General features: G+C 52.5%; 24 protein-coding genes, 5 pseudogenes and 1 riboswitch. Of the genes and pseudogenes, 15 read left to right on the top strand and 14 right to left on the bottom strand.

Annotated features, from left to right (window positions below):
• The first annotated feature begins 65 nt into the window (after window positions 1–65).
• Window positions 66–698: a trimeric intracellular cation channel family protein gene (locus F8N85_RS05000; protein WP_150802562.1), complete on the top strand. Its 633-nt coding sequence runs from the start codon at window positions 66–68 to the stop codon at window positions 696–698.
• 51 nt (window positions 699–749) lie between these two features.
• Here F8N85_RS05000 and F8N85_RS05005 read toward each other — a convergent pair whose 3' ends face one another.
• The 3 genes from F8N85_RS05005 to F8N85_RS34835 all read right to left on the bottom strand — a co-directional run bounded on the left by F8N85_RS05005 (window position 750) and on the right by F8N85_RS34835 (window position 4,873).
• Complete coding sequence (locus F8N85_RS05005) at window positions 750–2,120, bottom strand: class I SAM-dependent methyltransferase (protein ID WP_224795635.1); 1,371 nt, start codon at window positions 2,118–2,120, stop codon at window positions 750–752.
• Between the two features lie 2,262 nt (window positions 2,121–4,382).
• Entirely contained in the window at window positions 4,383–4,568 is a 186-nt protein-coding gene (locus F8N85_RS35695) for a hypothetical protein (RefSeq protein ID WP_224795645.1), read from the bottom strand.
• Window positions 4,523–4,873 (bottom strand): hypothetical protein, encoded by a 351-nt coding sequence (locus F8N85_RS34835; RefSeq protein WP_224795636.1) that lies wholly within the window; start codon window positions 4,871–4,873, stop codon window positions 4,523–4,525. Before F8N85_RS34835 ends, F8N85_RS35695 begins: the two co-directional genes overlap by 46 nt.
• Before the next feature lie 393 nt (window positions 4,874–5,266).
• On the opposite strand from F8N85_RS34835, the pseudogene nhaA reads away from it, so the two are divergent.
• A pseudogene (gene nhaA, locus F8N85_RS05015) lies at window positions 5,267–6,434 on the top strand (Na+/H+ antiporter NhaA).
• 444 nt (window positions 6,435–6,878) lie between these two features.
• Here nhaA and F8N85_RS35700 read toward each other — a convergent pair.
• Window positions 6,879–6,977, bottom strand: a pseudogene (locus F8N85_RS35700) (serine dehydratase); the annotation flags it as partial.
• A 319-nt stretch (window positions 6,978–7,296) separates the two neighbouring features.
• On the opposite strand from F8N85_RS35700, the gene F8N85_RS05025 reads away from it, so the two are divergent.
• The 4 genes and pseudogenes from F8N85_RS05025 to F8N85_RS05040 form a co-directional block, all read left to right on the top strand.
• Window positions 7,297–7,755: a hemerythrin domain-containing protein gene (locus tag F8N85_RS05025; RefSeq protein ID WP_150802563.1), complete on the top strand. Its 459-nt coding sequence runs from the start codon at window positions 7,297–7,299 to the stop codon at window positions 7,753–7,755.
• A 239-nt stretch (window positions 7,756–7,994) separates the two neighbouring features.
• Window positions 7,995–8,056: riboswitch (Fluoride riboswitch) on the top strand.
• Window positions 8,057–8,198: 142 nt separating this feature from the next.
• Window positions 8,199–8,582: a fluoride efflux transporter CrcB gene (gene crcB / locus F8N85_RS05030; RefSeq protein WP_150802564.1), complete on the top strand. Its 384-nt coding sequence runs from the start codon at window positions 8,199–8,201 to the stop codon at window positions 8,580–8,582.
• Between the two features lie 10 nt (window positions 8,583–8,592).
• Window positions 8,593–8,916 carry a DUF190 domain-containing protein gene (locus F8N85_RS05035; protein ID WP_150802565.1) on the top strand — a complete coding sequence of 108 codons (324 nt, stop codon included), beginning with the start codon at window positions 8,593–8,595 and terminating at the stop codon, window positions 8,914–8,916.
• A gap of 34 nt (window positions 8,917–8,950) precedes the next feature.
• Window positions 8,951–9,199 (top strand): annotated as a pseudogene (locus F8N85_RS05040) (inorganic diphosphatase); the annotation flags it as partial.
• A gap of 519 nt (window positions 9,200–9,718) precedes the next feature.
• On the opposite strand, the gene F8N85_RS05050 reads toward F8N85_RS05040, so the two are convergent.
• The 4 genes from F8N85_RS05050 to F8N85_RS05065 all read right to left on the bottom strand — a co-directional run bounded on the left by F8N85_RS05050 (window position 9,719) and on the right by F8N85_RS05065 (window position 11,362).
• Window positions 9,719–10,084 carry a YidH family protein gene (locus F8N85_RS05050; RefSeq protein ID WP_150802568.1) on the bottom strand — a complete coding sequence of 122 codons (366 nt, stop codon included), beginning with the start codon at window positions 10,082–10,084 and terminating at the stop codon, window positions 9,719–9,721.
• Between the two features lie 99 nt (window positions 10,085–10,183).
• Complete coding sequence (locus tag F8N85_RS05055; protein ID WP_150802569.1) at window positions 10,184–10,603, bottom strand: DUF6691 family protein; 420 nt, start codon at window positions 10,601–10,603, stop codon at window positions 10,184–10,186.
• A 2-nt stretch (window positions 10,604–10,605) separates the two neighbouring features.
• Complete coding sequence (locus F8N85_RS05060; RefSeq protein ID WP_150802570.1) at window positions 10,606–11,040, bottom strand: YeeE/YedE family protein; 435 nt, start codon at window positions 11,038–11,040, stop codon at window positions 10,606–10,608.
• Window positions 11,030–11,362, bottom strand: coding sequence for an ArsR/SmtB family transcription factor (locus F8N85_RS05065; RefSeq protein WP_150802571.1), 333 nt, complete (start codon window positions 11,360–11,362; stop codon window positions 11,030–11,032). The genes F8N85_RS05060 and F8N85_RS05065 overlap by 11 nt, the downstream gene beginning before the upstream one ends.
• Before the next feature lie 237 nt (window positions 11,363–11,599).
• On the opposite strand from F8N85_RS05065, the pseudogene F8N85_RS05070 reads away from it, so the two are divergent.
• Window positions 11,600–12,752 (top strand): annotated as a pseudogene (locus F8N85_RS05070) (TrkH family potassium uptake protein).
• A gap of 54 nt (window positions 12,753–12,806) precedes the next feature.
• On the opposite strand, the gene arsA reads toward F8N85_RS05070, so the two are convergent.
• The 3 genes from arsA to F8N85_RS05085 form a co-directional block, all read right to left on the bottom strand.
• Window positions 12,807–14,582: an arsenical pump-driving ATPase gene (gene arsA / locus F8N85_RS05075; RefSeq protein ID WP_150802572.1), complete on the bottom strand. Its 1,776-nt coding sequence runs from the start codon at window positions 14,580–14,582 to the stop codon at window positions 12,807–12,809.
• 262 nt (window positions 14,583–14,844) lie between these two features.
• Window positions 14,845–15,930 carry a flavin-containing monooxygenase gene (locus F8N85_RS05080; RefSeq protein ID WP_150802573.1) on the bottom strand — a complete coding sequence of 362 codons (1,086 nt, stop codon included), beginning with the start codon at window positions 15,928–15,930 and terminating at the stop codon, window positions 14,845–14,847.
• Window positions 15,931–15,967: 37 nt separating this feature from the next.
• Window positions 15,968–16,315 carry an ArsR/SmtB family transcription factor gene (locus tag F8N85_RS05085; RefSeq protein ID WP_150802574.1) on the bottom strand — a complete coding sequence of 116 codons (348 nt, stop codon included), beginning with the start codon at window positions 16,313–16,315 and terminating at the stop codon, window positions 15,968–15,970.
• Window positions 16,316–16,662: 347 nt separating this feature from the next.
• Here F8N85_RS05085 and F8N85_RS05090 point away from each other — a divergent pair, with 347 nt between their 5' ends.
• Genes F8N85_RS05090 through F8N85_RS05120 form a run of 7 tightly spaced genes read left to right on the top strand, consistent with a single transcriptional unit; the run spans window position 16,663 to window position 21,314 of the window.
• Window positions 16,663–17,076, top strand: a complete 414-nt coding sequence (locus tag F8N85_RS05090; protein WP_150802575.1) for an arsenate reductase ArsC — start codon at window positions 16,663–16,665, stop codon at window positions 17,074–17,076.
• Between the two features lie 7 nt (window positions 17,077–17,083).
• Window positions 17,084–17,440 carry a metalloregulator ArsR/SmtB family transcription factor gene (locus F8N85_RS05095; protein ID WP_150802576.1) on the top strand — a complete coding sequence of 119 codons (357 nt, stop codon included), beginning with the start codon at window positions 17,084–17,086 and terminating at the stop codon, window positions 17,438–17,440.
• 45 nt (window positions 17,441–17,485) lie between these two features.
• Window positions 17,486–17,956 (top strand): arsenate reductase ArsC, encoded by a 471-nt coding sequence (locus F8N85_RS05100; RefSeq protein ID WP_150802577.1) that lies wholly within the window; start codon window positions 17,486–17,488, stop codon window positions 17,954–17,956.
• Between the two features lie 15 nt (window positions 17,957–17,971).
• Complete coding sequence (gene arsB / locus F8N85_RS05105) at window positions 17,972–19,033, top strand: ACR3 family arsenite efflux transporter (RefSeq protein ID WP_150802578.1); 1,062 nt, start codon at window positions 17,972–17,974, stop codon at window positions 19,031–19,033.
• 4 nt (window positions 19,034–19,037) lie between these two features.
• On the top strand, window positions 19,038–19,754 hold the full coding sequence (arsH, locus tag F8N85_RS05110; protein WP_150802579.1) for an arsenical resistance protein ArsH: 717 nt from the start codon (window positions 19,038–19,040) through the stop codon (window positions 19,752–19,754).
• A gap of 13 nt (window positions 19,755–19,767) precedes the next feature.
• The gene (locus F8N85_RS05115) at window positions 19,768–20,274 is read left to right on the top strand and encodes a cyclin-dependent kinase inhibitor 3 family protein (protein WP_150802580.1); all 507 of its coding nucleotides are present in this window, start codon (window positions 19,768–19,770) and stop codon (window positions 20,272–20,274) included.
• Between the two features lie 35 nt (window positions 20,275–20,309).
• Complete coding sequence (locus F8N85_RS05120; RefSeq protein ID WP_150802581.1) at window positions 20,310–21,314, top strand: ArsJ-associated glyceraldehyde-3-phosphate dehydrogenase; 1,005 nt, start codon at window positions 20,310–20,312, stop codon at window positions 21,312–21,314.
• Between the two features lie 677 nt (window positions 21,315–21,991).
• Here F8N85_RS05120 and F8N85_RS05125 read toward each other — a convergent pair.
• Window positions 21,992–22,209: pseudogene (locus F8N85_RS05125) on the bottom strand (IS5/IS1182 family transposase); the annotation flags it as partial.
• A gap of 321 nt (window positions 22,210–22,530) precedes the next feature.
• On the opposite strand from F8N85_RS05125, the gene F8N85_RS05130 reads away from it, so the two are divergent.
• Window positions 22,531–23,034: a hypothetical protein gene (locus tag F8N85_RS05130; RefSeq protein WP_150802582.1), complete on the top strand. Its 504-nt coding sequence runs from the start codon at window positions 22,531–22,533 to the stop codon at window positions 23,032–23,034.
• 357 nt (window positions 23,035–23,391) lie between these two features.
• Here F8N85_RS05130 and F8N85_RS05135 read toward each other — a convergent pair whose 3' ends face one another.
• Both F8N85_RS05135 and lhpI read right to left on the bottom strand, forming a co-directional pair.
• The gene (locus tag F8N85_RS05135) at window positions 23,392–24,033 is read right to left on the bottom strand and encodes a dTMP kinase (protein WP_150802583.1); all 642 of its coding nucleotides are present in this window, start codon (window positions 24,031–24,033) and stop codon (window positions 23,392–23,394) included.
• Between the two features lie 666 nt (window positions 24,034–24,699).
• Window positions 24,700–25,635: a bifunctional Delta(1)-pyrroline-2-carboxylate/Delta(1)-piperideine-2-carboxylate reductase gene (lhpI, locus tag F8N85_RS05140; protein WP_150802584.1), complete on the bottom strand. Its 936-nt coding sequence runs from the start codon at window positions 25,633–25,635 to the stop codon at window positions 24,700–24,702.
• Window positions 25,636–25,717 lie beyond the last annotated feature (82 nt).

Here is a 25,717-nt window from a genome sequence, read left to right on the forward strand (position 1 = left end):
GTGTGCTCTTGAAGGCGCCTCATTTCAAGGGCCTTTCCCATTTGCAGTACAGGCTGGTTCCGTAGATGAAGGCTTACCACGCTGGTTGGGTGATCTATTACTGTGAGTTATTAGGCGTCGCAGCCTTCGCAGTGGCCGGCACCCTGATGGCAGGGCGAAAATCGTTGGACTGGTTCGGCGTAATCACCATCAGTTTAGTCACCGCTTTAGGCGGCGGTGCCTTGCGTGACGTACTGATGGCTCATTATCCGATCGAGTGGGTTTCCAATGAGAATGGCTTTTTGGTAGGGGTTGGTGCTTCGCTAGGAACCATGATTTGGGCAAGGACTTTGAAAACCTTCAACGAGAGGGTGTTGTTGGTAGCCGATGCATTTGGATTGGCTGTATTTACGGTCACAGGAACAGATATGGCTCTTCAGCAAAACCTCCCTCCCAGCATCGCAGTGATCATGGGTGTAGCTACCGCAGTCGCTGGGGGTGTGATGCGTGATGTGTTGTGTAACGAAATACCGTTGGTGTTTAGACGTGAGGTTTATGCATCCATCAGTATTTTGGGCGCCGTCGCCTACATCACGCTGCTGGATTTGCAGATTTCACTTGAAGTAGCGTCTGCAATCGCCATTGCGTTCGTTTTTGTCAGCCGTATTGCCGCCATTCGTTGGAAATGGATGCTACCGAGGTTCCATGTAGTCGATTGATCTTGTTGGTTGGCCGATAAAGCTACGCCCTATAAGAAAACATGAGTGACGCTAAGTCATCTCTGCCCCCCCATCCTTGAGGCTGCTCCTGCAGCCTTTTTTTTCCTTCGCCATTAGATGATTGCGCGTCAAGGGAAGGGCTAAAAAGCTACCTGCACGTTTACTCGACATTATCTGGTAGGCCCCCAGGTCACCGGCTTCGAACTCGAGTGCGCACGCAGTCATATACAGACGCCATGTGCGGTAGGTGACCTTGCTGACTAATCCCAACACCTGATCCTTGTTCGCCTCGAGCCGCTCAACCCAACGCTTGAGCGTCAGTGCGTAATGGTGGCGTAGCGCTTCGACGTCGGCGATTTCGAATAGGCAATGCTCCATCGCCTGCTGGATATGGCTGACGGTATCGAGTTGGCCTTCGGGGAAAATGTAGTGATCGATGAACAGGGTGGACAGGTTTTCTTTCCACCCATGCACATCGTGAGTAATCCCCTGATTGAGGAAAAGACCGCCGGGTTTCAAGAGTCGATACACGGCCGTGAAATACAGTGGCAGATTCTCCAAGCCGACGTGCTCAAACATGCCGAGGCTGGTTACCTTGTCGTAAATCTCTTCGCCCGGGTGAGTGTGGTAGTCAGCGACCTCGACGGTGACTAGATCCTGCAGGCCCGCTTCGCAGATTTTTTCTCGTGTAATGTCCATCTGTTGCTGGTTGGTGGTTATGCCATGGGCGCGTACACCAAAATTACGTGCGGCATAAATGATCAGTGCTCCCCAACCACAACCGATATCAAGCAGATGATCGCCGCGCTTGAGCATCAGTTTACGGCAGATCAGGTGCAGCTTTTGCTGCTGCGCTTTTTCCAGTTCGTCGTCGATGCGCTTGAAGTATGCGCAGGAATAGACCATCGACTCATCCAGCCACAACCGGTAGAAAGCGCTCGGCAAAGTGTTGTGAAAGGCGATGGTCTCCAGATTTTCGGTTCGGGACCGTATGTTAACTCGACGTGAATGGAGCCTCGGGTGATGGTGACCAGCCGGCTTACTGCGAAGGATCGCCAGTTTTAAGCGCAGCGCCGCGGTAATCGCTTCAAGTCGATCGAGACCGCGAATGCTCACGTTCCCCAGCTGGTCTTTCAGTGCCAAGGCGCTGAACAGATCGCCGTCGATATCGATGTCTTCACAAAGATAGGCATCAATCCAGCGCAGTGGGGCACGCCCAATTGCCAGGTTCAGTACTGCCTGTGGGCTACGAAATATCAGGATGAATGGGGGAAGCGCTTGTTCCGCGGCTTTACCGAGTCGCATGCTTGTACCGTTCCACAACCGTACGCCAAGGCCGCCGCGATAGGCACGAAAAAGCAGCTTGAGCAGGTCAGAGGCGGCCATTGCAGCTTGATCACTCTGTCCCTCGTTGTGAGCCACGATGAGATCCTTTTTGCGCGTAATGACGAGGCACAACGCCGGTATTGATCGTACGACGTGACTGCTTTCTTTCGCGTGCACGGCGTTGATGCGCGATCGATGACTGGGTGCACAGTTTGTATGAGGATCTCACCAATATTTAGACTAAGGTTTTTTGCTCGACGTATCAACATTGTACTTCGATTGATTTTCAGTTTTACATTGGTCTGTGCAAGATTTGAATTTTTGGTTGGTGCATTCACGACATTTTTGGTTTTTAATGTCAGGAATGCCTGCCGGTACCCTCGGGCAGCTGAGTAAGCATTTTGTAGCGGCGTCACTGCATAAGGCGTTGCAATCTTGAGCGGTTGCCACAAAAGTCCAGCCTAACAAGAGTGCAATGAACATTGATCGAGCTTGCATGGCGTTCCTCCTTTAAAACATTTATACCGAGGTCATGACCGGAAGATGGCAGATCGTTAAAAGGCCGAACTGCCCGCCGACGCAGATTACAACTTAAAAAATAAGCCTTAAATATTAAAATTTTATTTTCCAAAAAGCGACTGAACAGCATCGTTAAACTTATCCAGTTTATCGAGTGCCGACTTTGGTTGAGGTTGAGGTTGAGGTTGAGGTTGAGGCTGGGATTGGGGTTGGGGTTGGGAAATTACCGACCCTGAGCAATTGCTGAAACACGAATGAAATGATGCCTGGCACATGTCCTGGCACTTCAGTCTGTCATAAGTGTTCAATGATGGTGAGGTTGAACAGCTGCTCTTGCATTTGTTCAAACCCACAGAACATGATTGGCATTCCGCAAAAGCAAATAATGGCGCACCCAAGAGTAGGAATAAATAAACCCTTAGCAGCATCATGGTTTACACCCTCACGCAAGGCAGATCGCTCGTTGCCGATTATTTTCACTCAGATCAACTATCCCTCCGCACCTGAAGGGTTACCAACTGGTGTATTCTTGTTAAGTTTACAAAAGCGGATTTAGTATTCAGCAAGTAAAGCATTTAAATGTAATATTTTTATAATATTTTTTAATTGGCCTGATTTCCAATCGCTATATATTTATTGTGTCCTTAATATTCAAGGTCGCATCGTGCTGTCCCGAGAGGGTTAGAGGAGTTGCGCTCGGATGCTGGCTATCGTCGCCGCCTGGGCCCTCATCGGCGATAGCGGTAGTTCAACGTCAGCGATCAAAACTGATTATAGAAGCTAACTAACTGAATATTATGTAATTTTTTGGAAGGCTTCTAGATCTATCTACTATTGCTCTTGGCCGATGTTCATGGCGCCAGGTAACGCCGAAGAGTGTGTGGTGGATATCTCCCGCTGAGTGCATAATAAACGTATATAAAAATAATCATTTAGGCCTGGTTGTTTTAATCGCGAACTAACATTATAAGCGCCTGAAGAAAAGCAAATTGCAATTGGTAATTGCCTTGATGTCAAAATGATATATAGGTTCTGATGCGATCTGCTTAAATTGCTTGGATTGAACTGGTCCTGGTGTTTCGGTGCGTAATTATACGGAGGTTTCTATGTTGGCGCTCAGGGTAAGTCTGCTGCTCTTGACGCTCTCTGCCACTTCTGCACTTGCGACACCTTGTACTTATTGTTTTGATCTAAGGAAGCAGTGCCACGAGCAGCAGTGCGGCAAATTGGATGATTCGGCGAAGCCAGCATGTTTTCATGCCTGTGCCGACTCATTTCGTTCTTGTAGGAGTAGTTGTAAAAAAACAGGTGGGGCATCGCAAGTCCAACCTGCTACTGTATTGGACAAGTTCGAAAAGGTTAACAATACGACTCAAATCAACGTTGGCGATCCTTGAGATAGGACGATTGTTCAGCGTGTCGTGTGCGTTGCGGCGAGGTATTTCATACCTTGGCTTCTGTATTCGTACACTGCGACTAACTGTAAGCGTCCGGACAACACACTTTTCTGATCCCAACGTTTAGGGCGATGGTGGACACATTAAGTAGACGCGAAAATAATCACTTTGCCGGCTTGCATGGCCCGTGCATTCCCGTAAATTCGGTCATCCCAGAGTGGATTGCTAGTGTTCGCCAAAATCCTAAGGCAGGGGATGCCTTAAAAATCGGCGGCCATTAATCAGGCCTCCTTTAGATACGTCCTGACTGCATAGGGGGACTATTTACAAATCAAACCTTGTAGTTTATGGCAGGCACCTGCTAAGCCATCCAAGACGATGTGCGGTTCAATTCCCCAAGGATCGAATTGTGCCGCTGAGTCAGGATTAAGCCAGGCGTACTTCAAGCCCGAGTCATTGCCCCCAGAACATCAAAGGGGTTGCTTGAAACCAAGCAAACTTCTGCGCAGGGCAGGGCACATACGTCGATTAGATGGTCGTAGACCTCTGGCGCAGGTTTGAAGGAGCGCACGGCTTCTACGCTTACAACTTCCGTGAAGAACGCGCGTACATTTGCGTGCTGTAGCAGCCGCTCAACTGATTGCCACCATTTGAAAACGCGTACAAATGCAAACCACTGCTTACCATTTTCTCCAGCGCTTCGCCTACATCAGCGTATGCGTCAAGCTCTGAGTAGGTATCCATGAGCAACTGGATATCAGCACTATCAAGTTCTATCAACTGCTCACGACAGGCGAAGATCAATGCTTGGCGAGTACAGACAGAAAAGTCACAATAATCACGCATTAACCCTCTGCGAAAGCTGTACTCCAATTGTTTCTGTCGCCAAGTCTTCGCCACGACGCCAGCTTTCTCACCAATCAGTTGGGTCAATGGGCCTAGCGCGCCATGAGTTCGATTGACGTTCAGTAGATATCGAATGCAACTGCCTTGACCATAGTTGGCTAATCCTGTCTTGGACAAATTAAGAGCCGACTCGTCCAAAAGTTGTTAAATTTAGACCCAGCGCATCATCTCCAGATCGATCTCCGTAAGCAATTCTTAGTGCGAAATCCCAGATTTGGTTTGCGTGCGCAGACTAAACACCTGACGACACAGTCAACGACATCATTAAGCTCTCGAAGATCCTACCGGCTCGTTAACTCTAAACGAGTCTCTAAGATATTTTCATCGGGCGGATGCGCAAGCCAAGGCGCATTTAGCGCAGTCATGCTTGCGTAGGGAAGATGTTAATATATTGCCTTTTAACTGCCCCTAAGGATGTTGATGACCAAGCATCAAGCTCCAGCCGAAACCCCTAGAGCAGCCGCAATTTTGGCTCGTTTCCTATCCTCGGAAGTCTTGTGCTGATAGCCGCAGCTCTGGCTGCTCTGATTGTTGCTAATTCTCCCTTATCCCAAAGTTATTTTGCAGCCTTGCACACGGTCTGGTTGGGCATGTCGATTGAGCACTGGGTTAATGATGGACTGATGGCGGTCTTTTTCCTGATGGTCGGTCTAGAAATCAAAAGAGAAGTGCTTGCTGGTGGGCTTTCGACATGGGGTCAGCGTGCGTTACCGGGATTTGCTGCCGTGGGTGGCATGGTTGTGCCTGCGCTCATCTACATCGCAATCAACTGGGGTAATGCCGAGAACATGGGCGGGTGGGCCATCCCAGCGGCTACCGACATCGCATTCGCCTTGGGTGTCTTGTCGTTGCTGGGTAAGCGAGTCCCCACTTCGCTGAAGGTGTTCCTCGCAGCCCTCGCGATCATTGACGACCTCGGTGCTGTGGTGATCATCGCCTTTTTCTATACGTCTGGCCTTTCCATGCCGATGTTGCTGGCATCGCTCGCGACCCTGGTCATTCTGATCGCGATGAATCGACTCGGCGTAAGACGGCTGTCCCCGTATCTCTTGGTCGGGGGCGTGTTGTGGTTCTTCGTGCTGCAATCGGGTGTACATGCCACGCTGGCGGGCGTGGCTCTGGCACTGTGTATTCCCATGGGTAAGTGGGAAGAAGAAGCTAGATCTGCGCTGCTGTTCCTGGAAGAGAAACTGCATTCTTGGGTAGCTTTTGCGGTAGTGCCGATTTTTGGCTTCGCCAATGCGGGAGTGTCGTTGGCCGGCATTTCCATGGAAAACCTGGTCGACCCGGTTCCGCTGGGTGTAGCACTGGGTCTACTGGTGGGCAAACAGGTCGGTATTTTTCTATTGGCTGCGCTGGCCATACGCATGGGCCTGGCTAAGTTGCCGGAGGGCAGTAACTGGTTACAGCTTTACGGCGTCGCGCTCCTGTGCGGCATTGGTTTCACCATGAGCCTGTTTATTGGCAACCTGGCATTCCCTGGCACGCCGCATTTGGTCGATGAAGTCAAAGTTGGGGTGTTGCAGTTGCTGGAGTCATAGTCCTTCGACGCGCTAGCGTTCTCGCAGGAGCAACCGTAGCTAGGTGATCCTTGCTTGGATAGGCCACAGTATTTTTGAAATGTAGAGGTACTGTGGTTTATAGGCGCAGTGCGGCCTGTCACCCAGTCTGGCATCAGCAGGTGTTGGTGCGCGCTGCGCGCGCGTGAAGGAGTTGGCAGAGCCTGAACCAGCACATGTCGGAGGCACGCCATGAGCAAGTTTGTCGAGATGCCTGCGCTGTCTTGTGTGGAAATGGGGTAGCCGATTAGACATCCCATCACGATGGATACACAGAGGAAGCAAAGGTCACTGCCCCTATGGGTACTCCTCACGAGATACCGAAAAAAGCCAGAGTTCGATTCATTGCTTGGCCAACCACTCGCGAGTCTGCGCCAAGGTTGCGGTCGCTCCTCCGCACACCACCATCAAGACGTTGTTGTATTGACTAAGGGCAGAATGGTCAGAGGCCAGGGAGATGGCTGTACCGCAAATCCACCGCCACCGACCGAGAGCACTACGGCATCGGGCTTCTGACCAGCTTCAGCTACTTCATCAATCAGCGTGGCATGCCCAGTCCATAGCAGAGGTTCAGTCATTGCCTTGTGGCGTGCTTGATTGAAGGTGCTCGGTATGCCAAGGAGGTGGTTGGCTTTTTTCGCAGCGCGTCCTTTAAGTAGATCAAATAGCGCATATGAATATTTACTTGATATTTCAAATTCATCCAAGGGTGGTAGATATTTTTGGGCGAGAGTTTTGCGCTCAGCTATACTAAAAAGGTTAAACGCGCGATGGTGAGTGCTTTCGGGTGGAGGCGCTATAATTATTGGGATTTATATATTTGGTTGTTTTTGGAGGTTGGAGTTTAATAAATTTTATTGTGATGGTTCGGTGTGTTAGTGAGGGTTTTATATGAACGTCTTGTTGAATGAGCTGCACGCCTATCATCATGAGGTGGCTAGCAAGATTACTCAGATCAAAGCATTGCTGGGGAGGGTGAGGCATGAATCCGCTGGTGCCGATGACTGCAAGCTATTGTTTAAGATGCTGGAAGCCTTGCATGGTGAAGCAGAGCGACACCACCATGCAAATGAAGAGCTTATTCGGCGGGCCTTGCTAGCGACTGAAGCACCGATCCACCAACGGGTCAAGGATATAGAGCGAGATCATCTGGCATTTGAGCGCATTGCTGGACAACTCAAGATGTTGGAGGAATCAACTCAGGAGACGAGAGTGATCGCTGACGCCATCGATGACTTCATCAAGAAATACTACGATCATATGGATGCCGAGGAGAGCATTTTCTTTCCGATGGCAGATAAATGGCTGTCAGACATCCAGTGGCAGGAAATAAAGCGTCAGTGGCATTAATCGGAGCTATCACCATCTCTCTTAAAGTGGGCTGCTACTTAATACTCGAGCTCACAAAGTAATTGGGTGGACACCAGGTGACTCACCCCGAGCTTCATTGACTCGGCAGGCTTGCCCTGCATGCCATTAAATTATGGCCAACCCCTAAGTTCCTGCGCAGACACGGCTAAACACCCTTTGTGTAAAAGGTGCAATTCGAGCTCGAAGTGACTTGAATGTGCAAGGGGCGTTGCTATAGGATTAAATCAGGAGATGGCATTCCTCCTTTAACCGCCTTTGTGCTGATGATGCCTACGTGAACCCTGGACAGGGTGCGTAGGTGTGTCTCCCTGTCCTCCAATTCAGGACAGGATCGTGACTTCCAATCTCATATCAGCTCCCTCTATTGGCGTGCGGTTATCAGCACCTCCTCGGCTATACCAGCCCAGAGGAGACATGCAACCATGCTGAAACCACTTCTAGTCATCGCTATCGGCGCATCGCTTGGTGCCTGGCTGCGTTGGCTCTTAGGCATGAAGCTTAACGCGCTGTTCCCGACCATTCCCCCAGGCACTGTGGTGGCGAACATGATCGGGGGCTACATCATTGGCGTGGCCATCGCATTCTTGGCCGCTTCGCCCACCCTAAGCCCTGAGTGGCGTTTGCTGATCATCACGGGCTTCTGTGGTGGTTTGACCACCTTTTCTACGTTTTCAGCCGAGACAGTTGCCCTGATTCAGGAGGGCAGACTGCTCTGGGCGCTCGGTTCAATTTCATTGCACGTCTTAGGCTCGTTGGTGATGACCGCTGCCGGGCTTCTGTTCTACCAAATGATTGGCACGCGCTGAGGAGATGAACATGAAAGGTTTTCTGGTGATTTTCTTTACTCAGCAGAACCGTCGTTATCAGGGAAAGATGCTTGGTGATTGGATCGTCGATGTGGCCAAAGAAATGGGGTTGCGTGGTGCGACCTTGTCTACAGGTATTGAAGGCTTTGGGCACACCGGACGGTTGCACTCTTCGCATTTTTTTGAGCTGGCAGATCAGCCTACAGAGATTCGCATGGCCATCACCGAGGACGAGTCAGAAAGATTGTTCAAACGATTGGAGGGCGAGGAAATCTCCGTGTTTTTCATAAAGACCCCAATCGAGATGGGCACCGTCGGTAAGAAGGCCAATTAGCGTGAATCTTTCCTAAATCTGTGGAGCTATGAATATGAGCTGTGCGGATATCCCGGTTGGTAACGCGATTACCGATGACTGTTTTACTGTTATCGAGATCCCTGCAAACCACTCTCCCATCAAGTACGGGGTGGGCAAACCAAGCGGACAGTTATTCGTTGACCGCGTTCTCAGTACACAGATGTCCTATCCGGCCAACTACGGATTTATTCCAAACCCACTCGGTGATGATGGAGACCCTCTGAATGTCCTGCTGATCTGCTCTTTCCCGGCTTCTCCGGGCGCTGCAAATGGGTAGGAGAAAAGCAGGTAATGGGGTCGAATGATTTGTTGCGAAATAATCCCATGAATGAACCGAGTCAATATTCGGCCATTTCCTAAATCAGGGCGGAGGGGATTCCACAATTTGACGCTGGCTCCACTCCCTTTTTTTTCGAGGGCTGGTAATCATCGACGACAGAAACTACATTGAGCGAGTAGCTATAAGTGAGCGAGGCAAACTCGCCAGAGCTGAAAGGGGCTAGCACAAATGAACGCATACCAGCGCCGCCGCCGACGTATCGTTTTCTGGTGCGGCTCATTCCCCGTATTAGTAGGCTTTACCGTTCTGATGTTTGCCTTGATTCTGGCTGACCAAGTAGCTCCGCTAACTCCTCAAGAACTCGATGGCGTAGATTTGAGCCAGCCAGCGAGGTATTCCCCAAAATTGGTGAATCAGAAAGCCGAATCAATTCTGGCGGTGTCTCAATAGCAGGTGTCCTGCTCACGCCTTTTCCTGGACAGCTTTGAGGCTGAGCTTTGCTCATATCATGGCAAGATAGACCATGAGTAAGACCCCCAGCACTGCGGTGAACACATTCACTACAGGGCCGGAATTGATGCTGTACCCCACTGGGATTTCAACTGGTTTCAGAGCCTTAACCACGCGTTTGTATTGCCTGGATGACCAGTATGCAACCCATGAGCCGAGCATTAGAAAAGCCAGTCCGATCCAGAAGGAAAAGTGTTTTTCTGGGCTGCCCGAAACACCGGGTTTTAGCATCTGTAGCAGTAGCCCGGATCGTTCAATCACAAAGCCAAATGCCATAAGCGAAAGACTGGTTCGGTTCCATGCCAGCAAGGTTCTCTCAGCGGCAAAGAACACTCGTGGATCGTTCAGGTCGGACATCAAATTCTCCTTGGCCGAAAAATATATGAACTCGCTCTGGTCAGATGGTGCAGAAATCGGTCGGGTTTTCCGCCATTCGCTTCCATGACTATTTTCTGATTAACACATGCGTCGGCTTTCTAGCACAGAGAACACATACATACCGGCCAACATAGCCAACACGAAAACGATGATTTGCCAGTGCCCTGTGAGCAGAATAGCTACCGCCGGCCCAGGACAGATTCCAGCAACTCCCCAGCCAATACCGAACACCAAGCTGCCACCAATCAAGCGGGAGTCTAGCTCCCGCTTGACGGGTAACTGCATGCAGGCACCAAGCCAGCTTCGCTTCTTCTTACGTGCCCAATTCAGGGGGATAACCGCCACTGCGATGGCCCCTCCCATGACCAGAGCAAGAGAAGGATCCCACGCTCCAGCCAAATCAAGAAAAGCCAACACCTTGGCTGGATTTGCCATACCTGCCAGGAGTAAACCCAGCCCAAAGATCAATCCGGCAAAAAATGCAGTCAGCTTAGCCATCTTTAAGTCCCCAATACATGACGAGTGACATACACCGTTGCGAACCCTGCTGCCATAAAGCACACCGTTGCCACGATGGAGCGTGGAGACAATCGAGAAATACCACAAACCCCGTGACCACTCGTACAGCCGGAGCCGTAACGGGTTCCTACGCCGACGAGCAGACCCGCGATAACCAAGGCAGGCCACTCTCTCTGGATCTCGATTTCCGGCAAGACGGCAAACACTCCCCATAACAAGGGCGCAAGCAAAAGGCCAAGAAGAAACAGTGTCTTTTCGCTCCAGCCTTCACTGTCAAATTGCATCAGACTGCCAAGCAAGCCGCTGATTCCAGCAATACGGCCATTGGCGAGAACAAACAAGCTAACCGCCAGCCCTATGAGGGCCCCGCCGCTTAACGAAGACCAAGGTGTGAAGTTGATCCAATCAATGCTCATTTGCATCTCCTGCACAAAAGTGACGGTAAAGGACATGGATCACAGCGAGCGCAGCAGAGCTGCTGATCCGGTAATAGACCTGCTTCCCCTCACGTCGTGTTTTCACTAACTCCTCCCGCCGCAAAACCGCGAGCTGCTGAGATAGGGTAGGTTGCTGAATTCCCAACAACGCCTCTAGATCGCTCACGTTGAGCTCACCCTTCGACAATTGACAGAGAAGGAGCAGTCGATCAGGGTTCGCTAGTGCTTTGATTAGCTTGCCAGCGGCATCAGCGTTAGCCCGCAACTGCAGGATATCGAGTTCATTTTCGGAGAGGATCATGGGAGCTCACACATTTAAGATCTTTATAATCTATATATGTGTAGAGTTATTGGCTAGAGCTACGATGTCTAGACAGGCACAGTCTGCATTTGAATGCATGAAGGGCGAGCTAGGTTCTGCTACGTAAGGTGGGATCCTTGGTTGGCTTATTTTCGTAGAAAATTTACGCAAAAATGACGTGGGTATTGAGGTTGAACATTCGATACTGCGCGGCGCTAATTTGGCAGGCTACTTTTTATGTCCCTCGCGGCAATGCGGCTTATCGGTTTCATCTTAGGTATTTTTCTGATCACGCTGGCCGTAAGCATGGCTATTCCTATGATTACGCTGGTGGTCTACGAGCGCAGCGATGATCTGTCGGCCTTTCTCTGGTCGAGCCTGATCACCTTCGTCTGTGGTCTTTTGATGATCGTGCGAGGGCGCCCAGAAACCTCCCAGCTTCGTCCGAGAGACATGTATCTGCTGACGACTGCCAGCTGAATAGTGGTGTGCGCCTTCGCTGCATTGCCAATGGTATTCATCCATCACATCAGCTACACCGACGCTTTCTTTGAAACGATGTCTGGAATCACAACCACTGGCTCGACTGTCCTGACTGGTTTGGATACCGCTTCACCGGGATTGTTGATCTGGCGCTCTATGCTTCACTGGCTGGGTGGCATCGGTTTCATCGGCATGGCTGTGGCGATCCTTCCGTTGTTACGGGTAGGTGGCATGCGTCTATTCCAGACAGAGTCATCGGACTGGTCGGAGAAGGTAACTCCACGCTCTCATATGGCCGCCAAATTTCGTGGTGGGTACTTGGCTGTGCTTTCACAGTGATTACGGAGGGTGGGATGCGTTTCGTATCGTGGCAGTCAATGTAACGTCGGTTGTCACGACCACCGGAGTTGCGGTTGGCGATTACACACTTTGGGGCAGTTTTGCTGTTCTGTTGTTCTTCTATCTGACCTTTGTCGGTGGATGCTCAGGCTCAACGGCTGGAGGCCTTAAAATCTTCCGCTTTCAGGTTGCTGCTGCCTTGCTCGTGAGTAGCTTGAAGCAACTGATCCATCCACGAGCCGTGATTCAAAAGAAGTACAACGGTCATCCCATTGACGAGGAGATCCTGCGTTCGCTTTTGACCTTCTCATTTTTCTTCACCGTCACTATTGCAGTAATTGTCTTGGGCCTGGCTCTCATTGGGCTGGATTGGACAACTGCTTTGAGTGGCGCCGCTACTGCTGTGTGTAACGTCGGGCCAGGGCTTGGCACGATCATTGGGCCGGCAGGTAATGTCTCATCATTACCTGATGCCGCCAAATGGCTACTGACCGTTGGCATGCTCCTTGGGAGGCTGGAAATTCTGACTGTGTTGGTGCTTGTGACTCCAGTTTTTTGGAGATATTAACCTTCCCCGCTATTGAACTGTATCACCCACCTTGTTGAACTCCGTAGGCGAGTTTCAATAGGGTATTGGGCAGCTCTGTCTCCCACTTAGTCGGAGCAAGCGTTCTACCCCAACAGGCTCCTCAGCCATCAAGGGAATCACGGCATAGCGTTGGGCGCGCTCACTGGCCACATGCTCAATTTCTTTGAGCTCATTTCGCGCTCGCTTGCGAAGTAACGGTGATTGAGTCCTGGAGGCCGCGATGCTGTTGTTGATCACCCACGCCCAAGGTTCAATGCCTGCGCGGCGTAGATCGGCTTCCAGATTGGCAGCTTCAAGTACCGGAGTCGTCTCGGCCAATGTAACCAGTAAAACCTTGGTTTGCTTTGGGTCTTGAAGCTGCATCATTGGCGTACTGAAGCGGGTATTGCTGCCTTGCATTTGCCGAGCGATGTCACGGTGATAGGCACCCGTGGCATCAAGCAACAAAAGGGTATGCCCGGTCGGCGCTGTATCCATAACCACAAACTGCTTGCCCGCCTCCCGAATAACGCGCGAGAAGGCCTGAAAGACTGCGATTTCTTCAGTGCAGGGCGAGCGAAGATCCTCTGCCAAAAGCACTTTTCCCTGCTCGTCTAGCTTTGCGCCTTTAGAGGCCATTACCTGATCACGATAGCGTTGAGTTTCAACGTGAGGATCTATGCGGCTGAGGGTCAGGTTATTCATCGCCCCATCCAGGGTTTCTGCCAGATGAGCCGCTGGATCGGACGTAGTGAGGTGAACCGGTAACCCTCTGTGTGCCAACTCGACTGCCACCGCCGCCGCGAGTGTTGTTTTGCCGACTCCACCTTTACCCATGACCATAATCAGTCCATGACCATCAGCGGCAATTTCATCGACCAAATCACTCAGGCTTGGCGCATGAATCTCGACCGTTGCAGATTCAATCTCATCAACGGCTTGGCTATCTTCATTCAGTAACTGTTTCAGTGCTTCAACGCCGACTAGATTGAAGGCTTTCAGGGGAAGCTGATCAAAGGGCAGGGCCTTGAGCTCGTCCGGCATCCCGGTAAGGGCCGCCTGCTCCCGTGCATACACTGCTGCGGCTAAAGAGTCTTTCTCGGCCTCAGTGCTGGGCAACACGCCGTTGACCACCAGGTATTGCTTGCTCAGGCCAATACTTGCGAGCTCTTCGTGGGTGCGTGCGGCTTCACGCAGTGTGGCCGTTTGGGCGCGAGCAACCAGTACGAGCCGAGTACGTGCGGGATCGGACAGGGCTTCAACGGCCTTACGATATTGATCGCGCTGTTTATCGAGACCAGCCAATGGCCCCAAGCACGAGGCATCACCCTGGCCAGCCTCTAGGAAACCACTCCAGGCTCCCGGTAGTTGGAGCAGGCGAATGGTGTGACCGGTAGGGGCTGTATCAAAGATGATGTGGTCAAAGCCATCAGTGTGCCTGGAGCCCACCAGGAGCTCGGTAAACTCATCAAAGGATGCAATTTCTGTTGTACAGGCTCCAGACAACTGTTCTTCCATGCCTTTGACCACATCGGCGTCCAACACGCCTCGCGCAGGCCCGACAATACGGTCTCGGTAGGCCTGAGCTGCGGCCTGGGGGTCAATTTCGAGCGCTGACAAATTAGCAACAGCAGGTACAGGGGTGATGTTGTTGCCAATGCTGATGCCAAACACTTGTCCAACGTTGGACGCCGGGTCGGTACTCACCAGCAGGACGCGTTTGCCTTGAGCCGTCAGCTGCAGCGCTGTAGCGCAGGCAATCGACGTTTTGCCAACACCGCCTTTGCCAGTAAAAAACAGAAAACGTGGTGCGTTCTCAAGAAACTGCATGAGTATTTCCCTAGCGATTCGACAGTCAGAACTCGTACGCACGAGTGCCATTGACCCTTTTTACTAATCAGAGCATTACCCGCACACTGATTAGTGCGCTTACCTGATAGTCGTTATGCCCAGCGATCAGTATTGATAGCGCGTCCTGAGTCTAGTCCCTGTGTGGATGACACGATCTGATACTCGTCAAGCTTTGAGTATTAGCCGCAAGTGTATTAGGCACCTGAGCAGGGGTCGCATGGTGTTTCATTGCGTTAGTGGTTCATCGCTGCGCTGCTATCACCAGTTCTGTGTCTGTGGAACGCAGATGGCGTAGCAAATGTGGGAGGATGACTTCAGCGTCAGGCCCTACACCTCTGAGGGTTGCTGAAGCGAAATTGCGCTGTTTTGGTAACCCCATAAAGTACAGGCCCAGGATGTGCAGTGCTCGTCCATCGCGCTGCATCAATCGCCCTCGATCATCCGTCACCGCGAGGTCTTCAAGAAAGGAAATATTTGGGCGGAACCCAGTGGCGAAGACTAGGCAATCAACTGCTTCGTGGTGACCATCCGCCCAAACAACTCCGGTTGGGGTTACTTTTCCGAACATCGACCGCTGGTTGAAAAGGCCTGACTTCAGCGCTTTTTTGTAAGTCCCGTCATCCAATACCGGCGTGCTCTGATCATTGATCCAGCGGGTTCTTTCCAGACCTGTCCATTTCAGCCAAGCGTGGAAATCCGCGCCGAGTAGCTTCTGCGGAAAGAATCGGATCGCCTCGCGCGTGGCAAGCGTGACCTCGGCCACCTTGGCTAGCTCGTAAGCAATCTGCACTGCCGAGTTCGCCGCTCCAATCACTACGATGCGTTGCCCGCTGAACATTTCCACATTCCGATACTCGGCACTGTGAATGCAAACACCTTGGAAGCTTTCGAGCCCAGGAACTTCAGGTGTATAGGGGCGACTGAATGCCCCCGATGCCACGATCAGCGCCCTGGTGAAGAAGCGCTGCCCGTTGGTAGCCACTATCTGAAACCCCCCAGCTTCTTGATTCACCTTTATGACCTGTATCCCCGGAAGAATCGGCAACTGGAAAAAGCTGGCGTACTGCTCCAGGTAGCGCACTACTTCATCGCGGGAGGGGTAGTGCCCCGGTTCTCCAGGAAATGGCAGCCCCGGTAGTGAGGAGTACGCTGCCGGCGAGAACAGTTCGAGGCTGTCGTAGTAGTTACGCCAGTTACCACCAGGTTGCTGCTGCTCATCCAAGATAAGAAAATCGAGCCCCTGCTGTTTCAAATGCCAGCCACAGGCGAGCCCTGCTTGCCCCGCGCCTATTACGACAACATCAAATGGGTGTTCTGTTGTGTTCATGTGTGCGCACCTATACACATATTAAGATAAGAAAAAATCAGCGAGATCCGCCTGGGCAGCACAATAAAGCAATGCTTTTGGTGTGATGGAGGATGTCCTCCAGTCGCTTGACGATGGCGGGGCCGTCCACCTCATAGAACATCTGACGTCCCACCTTGGTGGCGCGCACGATCCCGGCGTCCAGCAGCACCTGAAGATGACGAGATACCACAGAACGCTCTTGGGGTAGGTCAGCTGCAATCGCGGTCACATCTGCTCGACCTAATTGCATCACGCGCTTCAGCACCGCGACTCTTGGCGGCTCGCAGAGGGCTTTGAAAAATGTGCCGTCGAGAGACTCAATGGCAGACTCAATGGCTTGAGAGCGGTTAGGGGTGACGTTCATGTCGAGAATATATGTGCATGTTGATGCACATGTAAAGCCCTGTTTGGAGGCTGGCACAGCCCCTTTAGCAAAAAGCAGTTAGGGTCAGTTTTTCATCGCAAGGTTCCTGCTTGGGGTTGAGGTGCGGGAGAGCCTCAAGACACCCAATGACAGTTTAAATACCAGATGCTGATATGTGAATATACAGATGTTAAGCGGCTGGAGGCGTGCATTTGGCCGCAATCCCTTAGGTTCATGAGCGTTTGGTGCTTAAAATTGGCTATTTTCAGGGGAACTGGCCTTGCTGCTTTACCTGATATATGGAAAAACGTATATTCTAAAAACCATATCTAATTTGAGACTTGGCTATGATCGATAAGACCCGCGTGCTGTTTGTTTGTGTGGCTAATGCTGCCCGCTCGCAGCTGGCTGACGCGCTGCTGCGCCACACTGATTCCGAACATTTCGTGGCCTTCAGTGCAGGTACCGCGCCCAGCGAGATCGATCCCCGCACCTTGGGATCGCTTCAGCACCTAGGTGTAAGTACCGAAGGGTTGTACAGCAAGTCTATCGATGAGTTTGTGGGAGAGCGTTTCGATTACGTCATCACGCTGTGCGATAAATCGTCTCTGGAATGCCATGCCCTGCCAGGCGCCGGAGAGGTGCTGGCCTGGAACTTTGAGGATCCGGTGACCAGCACCAAGCACGATGCATTCCGTCACACCCTTCACGAGATCCATGAACGCATCAAGATGTTCGTGCTGGTGAAAACCAAACGTTGAGACCCCTATGGCTGACCATCTGACACCGACCACCGTATTCAAATGCCTGGCCGACGAAACCCGCATTCGCCTTATGTTGCTCATCACCCGTGAGGAAGATCTTTGTGTTTGCGAACTGACCTGCGCACTCGATGAGAGCCAGCCGAAGATTTCCCGCCACCTGGCGCAACTGCGCAACTGTGGTTTGCTGGCGGATCGTCGGCAAGGTCAATGGGTGTATTACCGCTTGCATCCCAGTCTGCCGGATTGGGTGATCGCCGTACTGAAAACCACGCTTGACGCCAACCAGCATTGGCTCAGTCCCGACGCCAAACGCCTCGACGTAATGGGTGATTGCCCTCAGCGCCTAGCCGCTTGCTGCTGAGTTAACGCCTGCCCGAGCAGCGCTCGGCCTTTACGAGATAGCCTGATGAAGATTCTGTTTCTGTGCACCGCCAACAGCTGCCGCAGCATTCTTTGTGAAGCCATGTTCAATCATTTGGCTCCGACGGATATGCACGCCTACAGCGCCGGCAGCCATCCGAAGGGTGAAGTGCATCCGCTGAGTCTGAAAACGTTGGATAAGGCTGAAATCTCGCCCGCAGGGCTCTATAGCAAGTCCAGCGATGTCTACGAGAAATTGGCGCCTGATTTCGTCATCACGGTGTGTGACAAGGCTGCCGGCGAAGCCTGCCCGGTGCTTTTCGGGCCGGCCATCAAGGGCCACTGGGGCTTGGCAGACCCTTCGGAATACCAAGGGACTCTAGAAGAAATCGAGGCCGCTTTCGAAGCCACCCTGGAACAGATCAGAACCCGTATCGAAGCCTTCCTGGCTTTACCGCTCAAGCAGTTAAGTGCCGAACAACTCAAGGCCGAACTGGCCCTGATCGGCACCCTCTGACACCGGAGCATGACGATGAGTAAAAGCCGTCTTTCTTTTTTGGATCGCTATCTGACGGTCTGGATCTTTCTCGCCATGGCGATTGGTGTCAGCTTGGGCAGTCTGTACGAGGGGCTGCCGGCCTGGCTTGACAGCCTTTCGGTGGGTTCGACCAATATCCCGATTGCCATCGGCCTGATCGTGATGATGTATCCGCCGTTGGCCAAGGTCAGGTACGAAGAGCTGCCGGAGGTGTTCAAGGATAAGCGCATCTTGGCGCTATCGCTGATCCAGAACTGGGTGATTGGCCCAGTGCTGATGTTCGTACTGGCCATCGTATTTCTCGCCGACAAGCCTGAGTACATGACCGGTCTGATCCTCATCGGCCTGGCGCGCTGCATCGCCATGGTGCTGGTGTGGAATCAAATCGCAGGTGGCAACAACCAATACGTCGCTGGGCTGGTGGCCTTCAACAGCATCTTCCAGATTTTGTTCTTCAGTGTGTATGCGTGGATCTTTCTCGGTCTGCTGCCGCCATTGTTCGGCCTGCAAGGCAGCGTGATTGACACCAACTTTGTCAGCATCGCCGAGTCCGTGCTGATCTACCTGGGCATCCCATTCCTGGCTGGTTTCCTGACGCGCAAGATCCTCATCAGCCGCAAAGGCGAGACCTGGTACAGCCAACGCTTCATTCCGCGCATCAGCCCGCTGACGCTGGTCGCGCTGCTGCTGACCATCGTTGCCATGTTCAGCCTCAAGGGTGACGTGGTGCTGCAATTGCCATTTGATGTGTTGCGCATCGCGATACCCCTGACGATCTACTTCGTGGTGATGTTTTTCATCAGCTTCTGGATGGGCAAGGTGCTCCACGCTGACTATCCACGACCCACGGCGCTGGCCTTTACCGCCGCCAGCAACAACTTCGAACTGGCCATCGCTGTGGCCATCGCCACATTTGGCCTGGCCTCGCCAGTGGCGTTCGCTACGGTGATCGGCCCACTGGTTGAAGTGCCGGTTTTGATCATGCTGGTCAGTGTGGCCCTTTGGCTCAAGCGCCGCTGGTTCGATCACCCAAAGGGCGCCCTCGCTGAGGAGTAAATGTATGACAGATGAACATATTCCCAATCTCGATGCCGAATTGGTCGATCTGCCGACCCTCGATAAGCTCGGCAGTACGCTGTCGGCCACGCACAAGCCGCGCATCCTACTGCTCTACGGCTCGACCCGTGAGCGTTCGTTCAGCCGCCTGCTGACCGAGGAAGCTGCACGTTTGTTGCAGCACTTGGGCGCAGAAACACGCATCTTCAACCCCTCTGAGCTGCCGTTGCCGGATGACGTGCCGGACAGCCACCCCAAAGTGCAAGCGCTACGCGAACTGGTGCTCTGGTCAGAAGGTCAGGTCTGGTGCTCCCCCGAGCGCCACGGTTCGATGAGCGCGGTGTTCAAGGCGCAGATCGACTGGATTCCATTGACCATGGGCGCGGTGCGCCCAACCCAGGGTAAGACGCTGGCGGTGATGCAGGTCTGTGGTGGCTCGCAATCCTTCAACGTGGTCAACCAGCTGCGTGTGCTGGGTCGCTGGATGCGTATGTTCGCCATTCCCAACCAGTCCTCGGTGCCGAAGGCCTACCTGGAGTTCGATGAAGCCGGGCGCATGAAGGCCTCCGCATTCTACGACCGTGTCGTGGATGTGATGGAGGAGCTGGTGAAATTCACTTTGCTACTGCGTGAGCGGCAGGACTATCTGGTCGACCGCTATTCCGAACGTAAGGAATCGGCGGAAGAACTCTCCAAACGCGTTGATCAACGCTCTGTCTGAAGGACGCCTGATCGTGCACCAACATCCGTACTCCGTGCTCACCACGACAGCTGTGCAAGGCCAACTGATCTTCACGCCTTGCCCAGGCACCCAAGACGCGTCGGTCGCTGAGGCGCTGGACACTCTGAAGGCTGCAGGTGCTTCGGCCTTGCTGACGCTGATGCCCACCGAAGAGTTGAGCCAGAACGAAGTCGAGAATCTGCCAGAGCTATGCCAACAGCACGGCATCGAGTGGTTTCATCTGCCCGTGGAAGACGATCAAGCACCTGCTGAGCCGTTTCAGGCTGCCTGGGAGGCCAATCGTGAGCGGATCAAGCAACTGCTCACCGAAGGCAAGATTATTGCCATTCACTGCAAGGGCGGCTCGGGCCGTACCGGATTGATTGCCGCGCAACTGCTGATCGAATGCGCAGTGCCATTGCGCGAGGCGGTAAGCGAAGTTCAAACGCTGCGTCCGCGTGCGATTCAGCACCCTGTGCATATCAACTACATCAGCCAATTCGACATCGCCAAGTCGTAATTGCCCGCAGACAGTAGCCCCAAGAGAGCAACAGCATGAGCATCAAAGTAGGTATCAACGGTTTCGGTCGCATCGGTCGTCTCGCCTTGCGTGCAGCCTGGGGCTGGCCAGAGTTCGAGTTCGTGCAAATCAACGACCCGGCAGGCGATGCAGTAACCCATGCGCACCTGATCAACTTCGACTCTGTGCATGGTCGTTGGCACAACGAAGCCAGCGCAGAAGGCGATCATGTAGTGATTGGCGGCAAGCGCATCAAGGTCACCGCGAACAAAGCGATTGCCGACACCGACTGGTCAGGTTGCGATCTGGTGATCGAGGCCAGCGGCAAGATGAAGACTGTGGCGGTGTTGCAGGCCTACCTGGATCAGGGCGTTAAGCGTGTGGTGGTCTGTGCGCCGGTCAAGGAGCTAGGCGCCCTGAACGTGGTGATGGGCGTTAACCAGCACCTGTTCGACCCGGCGCAGCACCGTATTGTCACGGCGGCCTCCTGCACCACCAACTGTCTGGCACCCGTGGTCAAAGTGATCCACGAGAACCTGGGCATCCGCCACGGCTCGATCACCACGATTCACGACCTGACCAATACCCAGAGCATTCTCGATCAACCGCACAAGGATCTGCGCCGTGCCCGTGCCTCGGGCATGAGTCTCATCCCGACCAGCACCGGCTCGGCCACCGCGATTGCGGAAATCTTCCCCGAACTACGTGGCCGCCTGAATGGTCATGCGGTGCGCGTACCGCTGGCCAACGCCTCGCTCACCGATTGTGTGTTCGAAGTGGAGCGCGCCACCTCGGTGGATGAGGTCAATGCGTTGCTCAAGGCGGCGGCAGAAGGCCCGCTGAAAAATATCCTCGGCTATGAAGTGCGCCCACTGGTGTCCATCGACTACCGCACTGACCCGCGCTCATCGATCATCGATGCTCTGTCGACGCTGGTGATCAATGGCACTCAAGTGAAGATCTATGCCTGGTACGACAACGAATGGGGTTACGCCAACCGCGCTGTTGAGCTGGCCAAACTGGTCGGTTTGGCCGATTAACAGGGAGCGATCATGAACGCGTTGTCAGCCCTTTCCCCGCAAGTGATTTCTGGCACCCAGTCTTTAATAGAAAACGCCGCTGCGGGTGAAGGGATAGTGATTTCGGCCTGTGTTGATCAAGTCCGCGCGCTCGATGCCCAGCCGCCGCAATGACTTGGTGGTCAGGTCGACCAGGTTCATCGCCCTCTCAGTCCGGATCATCTAATGCAGGTGCCCCTGCAGCTTCGCTTTCGCATAGAGCTTGTAGCCTGGCGCGTTCGGCACGCCTTGAAACACGGTCTCCATCGCTGCGCAGCTGAAACTCGTTCTAGCATAAAGGGTAGGGAAGACCTGACCGGTTCCCGGACCTCTCGACCAAGGCGGTTCCAGCCGATTCAGTAACTCACATACTCAATCGACAGGTCACCGTAACCCGTTATTCGGATATAGGTGTATCGAGGCTTGGAAGTCGTTCTCCACAGATTTTCCTCATCAATCGCGTACAGATTTTACCTACGCGATTCAGGGGAGGGTGGTCCAAATACGACTTGAGATCTTCATAACTTTTGAAGCCCATTAACTGTGTGCTATGGCGCGGTTAATTGGCAGTGAGAAAGGTCTACGGGAGCATCCGCCACCTACATGGATTTCACTGAGTCTGTGGCATGTCGATGGTTGAATCCTGGAGCGAAGCGGCTGCTGCTGGATGTCAGTGGTTTCGGTACGAAAGTGGTGATACCAGTTTGCTCGTAGGCAACGATTTCCATGCCCTTGTAATAGCATCGATCGGCAACCATCGTCAGTGACTCGACCCGATCTCTTCACGCGCCTGATTCGCCGTATTGCTCAGTTGTGCTCGGTCATTGCCAATATTGGTGACCGCGATGATCAGGTGGTGTTTGTCATCGACTGCTGTGTGGCCTTCACCTGCTGGCCTATAACCTCAAGCGAATAAGGAGGAGGGAGCTTGTATGAGAGATGAGCATTTAAACCGAGCAGCGAAAACAGCATGGCGTTTAACTCGCTAACTCGACACTGCATAGTCTAACTCGGGCAAAGCCTGTTTTACGGTGAAAATACGCTAACTATTAACTCAACTAAATAGCTGTTTAGTTGAGTTATAACTTTTGGTTATTAGCAATGCATGCATGGAGGGGTGAACTTGCCCAGTTCTTGCGCCGAGGGAAAACTCGTTCCGTTAGACTAGCGGCTCCCCATACTAAAAGAGAAGGCTGTAATGGAGCATTTTCCAGGCTGGATGGTCGAGAGCGATTATCGCTATTTGAAGGCTGCCGAGGTATCGCAGCAGGACTCTCTGCAAAAGGATGAAGCCCTGGTGAATGCCGTGGCGGGCATGGAGATTTTTCTGAGTAGCTTTGTTTCGACTCAAGATGATAACGCTGGAAAAGCTAACGAAATTTATAAGCTTGATATGGTTTTGATCAACGCCGCGCATGCCGATCACCAGCAATTGGGCAAGGTGCTGACCGATAAACCAGACAAGCACGACGTGTTAACGCTGTTCCATGCGATTCCTGAATCTACGCGCCGCCGTGTCGGCCTTGATCGCTACGAGAGTTTGATTGATCAATATCGAAAGGTCTCTACGATCCAGCGCGAGGTCCTACGATACGATTCTGACCCGGGTACTCGCCGAGTTGATTCGCAAGGTCGTCGAGCATTACCGCAAGCGTGGATGCCAACACATGTTCATTCAGTTCTACGGCGCGCTCAGGCCTAACGTTGAGGAGTCGTTCCTGGACGACCTCGAAGGCCAGCCCTAGGCTTCAAATCTGACCACCCGAGCCCCCCACGTCAGCATACAGCACTACGCATAATGTATATTATGTTAAATCAGGTATTACTCTACAGGTGCGCATAGGTCCTGTCCGTTTCCCTACCGTCCGCTTTCCTCTTGGCATACATCTCCAGCAATCGACGCTCGAACCGTCTGATCATGTAAGACCCACCCCGGGCAGCTTCGGCTCAGAGTTCGATGACAGGCACCCAGATCAAAGCGTCAGCCGGCTACCGCTGCGGCGACAAATAACCCCTTCGATCCTGCTAAGGATCTATATCTACGGCTATCTCAACCTCATCAAGGCCGGCGCAGCGAACTTCGCCTACGGGGCATCAGGACTTTATAGATCTCAGAAATCACCTGCATCGTTGCGTCTTCGATCGTTCCTTCATTACGGCATAAAACCCAGCCGTGATCTGCAATCGCTCGCTCGAACGCCTTGGTACAAGCGACATGTTCTTCCAGCTTATGGATCACAGTACTGCTCAGCCCACGCCGTCGTGCCGCTGCCCTCGCCCATGAAATATCAGGGGCGGTGACAACCCCGACATGCAGGTCTGGCACTCGCACGTTTCGATCAATGTTCAACTGTAGAATCTCTGCAAACGGGACTGTCCAGCGAAACGCGGCATCAGACGGGTACCAACGATCGATCAAGATGATGCTGCCTGGTGGCTGTTTAGCCAGCACGTGCTGGGAAATCCAGGCACGGCTTTCAGCAAAGCGCTCACAAACCTCCAACGCCAAATCCTGGGTGGGATTTCTGACGAGTTTGTTAACGAGGGCCATTGTTTCACCCCTATAGGGATCGCTTTTTTTCTCGCAAAGTCGGATCACCTTTTTGTTGTCTGCCCTCAGTACTTTCGTAACGGCCTCCAACAGTGTGGTTTTGCCGGTTCCCTTGGGCCCATCTAGAGAAACAAACAGCGGACGATTCATTCTTCACATAACGATTGATATACGGTTTTTTTTGCCCTGTTCGTTCGCTGGAACCGCTTGGCGCGACTACGTGAATCGAGTGGAGGGGCCTTATTAACAGACATTGATGAACACTCTAACCTGGTTTCTGGCTCACGAGTCTCAAAACCAAGACTTACAGCCGGTCATCTCCCATAAGTTAAATCGTGTATTACACTCATGGTGAATCGACGCTCTGCCAGCCTTCTAGTACTGTGAGCACTGACAATTAATCGGACTGGTAAAGGGTTAACCGGAATCCTGGTCTCCTCAATGCATTGCATGCTCCATCTCGCGCATTGTGTCACCTTGCACCACCGCGTGTATGGAAATCGTCCCTCGGCCAATCTTCAGTAATCCCTACGATCCCAATGTTCCTCAAAACCTTTCCCTCCCAATGCCGAGCATTCGAATCGGATGAGCTCTGCCATACCCAATTTCTCGCCGTTCCCAAGCGTTTCGAGCGTGGTTAGATCGACTTGGCGATCCTGGCAACGCGTCGTTCTGCGATGTTCACTCCGCTCGCCGCACACCTTACTGGTAGACCAAGAGCATCCCGAAAGGCAATCAACTGCGATCGAACGGAAAATTGGGAGTTATGATTTCACCCCGCAGATTCGATTTATTCGAGTTATTTAAAATATACCCTTAGAACCCTAGAGCGGCGTTGGCTACACGACATGCAGCCAAGTCCCACGCGCCAGTGCCCACGCTTTTAAATACGACGGGACGATCTAGCACGGGTGGAACATCTAATGCCGAGGCCAAAGAACGCACCTTTTCCCAAACAACGTCGGCTTGAATGTAATCACCAGCCTCATGCCGGGCACCCACTGGATCATCGGCATACAGGTCACTACCCGCTAACGTAATTTTACCTATTTCACACATCTGCGGCGTAAATGCCCCTACACCTATTATTAACTTCCCTGTGCGCGCCCTTTCATTGTAAACAGCTACGTTGCTGGTCGTCAGGGTAATGACTGACGAGGTATCAGGCATTTTATTTGCTGCGCACGCCTCAAGGTTATGATGAGTGGTTTTATTTGCTTCACAGAAGATACTCGTCTCATCATAGTCAATTCCGCACACCCAGACTTTAGCATCAGGATATAGCGCATTGATCGCTTTGATGTGATAGGCAGCCTGGGTGCCAGCCCCAATAATCAGAATGGATTCTGGAGTTCTGTTCATGAAGGTTTCTAGCGCGAGCATTGATACAGCGGCTGTACGCCGCCCTGTCACCTCGGGCCCATCGAGAATAAAACGTGGTTCCCCTGATTGAGCATTGAAAACACTGACTTGCCCGTGGATGGTCGGTAACCCATTTCGCTTATTGGCAGGTTGAACGTTGACTAGTTTGTGCGTCGCAATATCCGCTGCAACAGCTGGCATACTTAACAATACGCCATTGTTGGGTAACGGTACGACCATCCGCTCAGGGCTTAAAATTTCCCCGCTGATTAATTCGCGGGAGGCAATCTTCAACGCGTCAACCAGCGAGTGCCAATCCAGCAATTTCGCTGTTTGCGCCTGGTTGTAGACGATTACACTTTTGGTGCCAAAATCGGGTGTGCATTTCATTCCAAGACTCGCTCCACAGAAAGAAATAATTCGAACGACCGGATATTAAAACCCAAGGGTCTATCCCCTCCCCCTTGGCAAC

It is taken from the genome of Pseudomonas fluorescens (genome assembly GCF_902497875.1).
Taxonomy (GTDB): Bacteria; Pseudomonadota; Gammaproteobacteria; order Pseudomonadales; family Pseudomonadaceae; genus Aquipseudomonas; species Aquipseudomonas fluorescens_BR.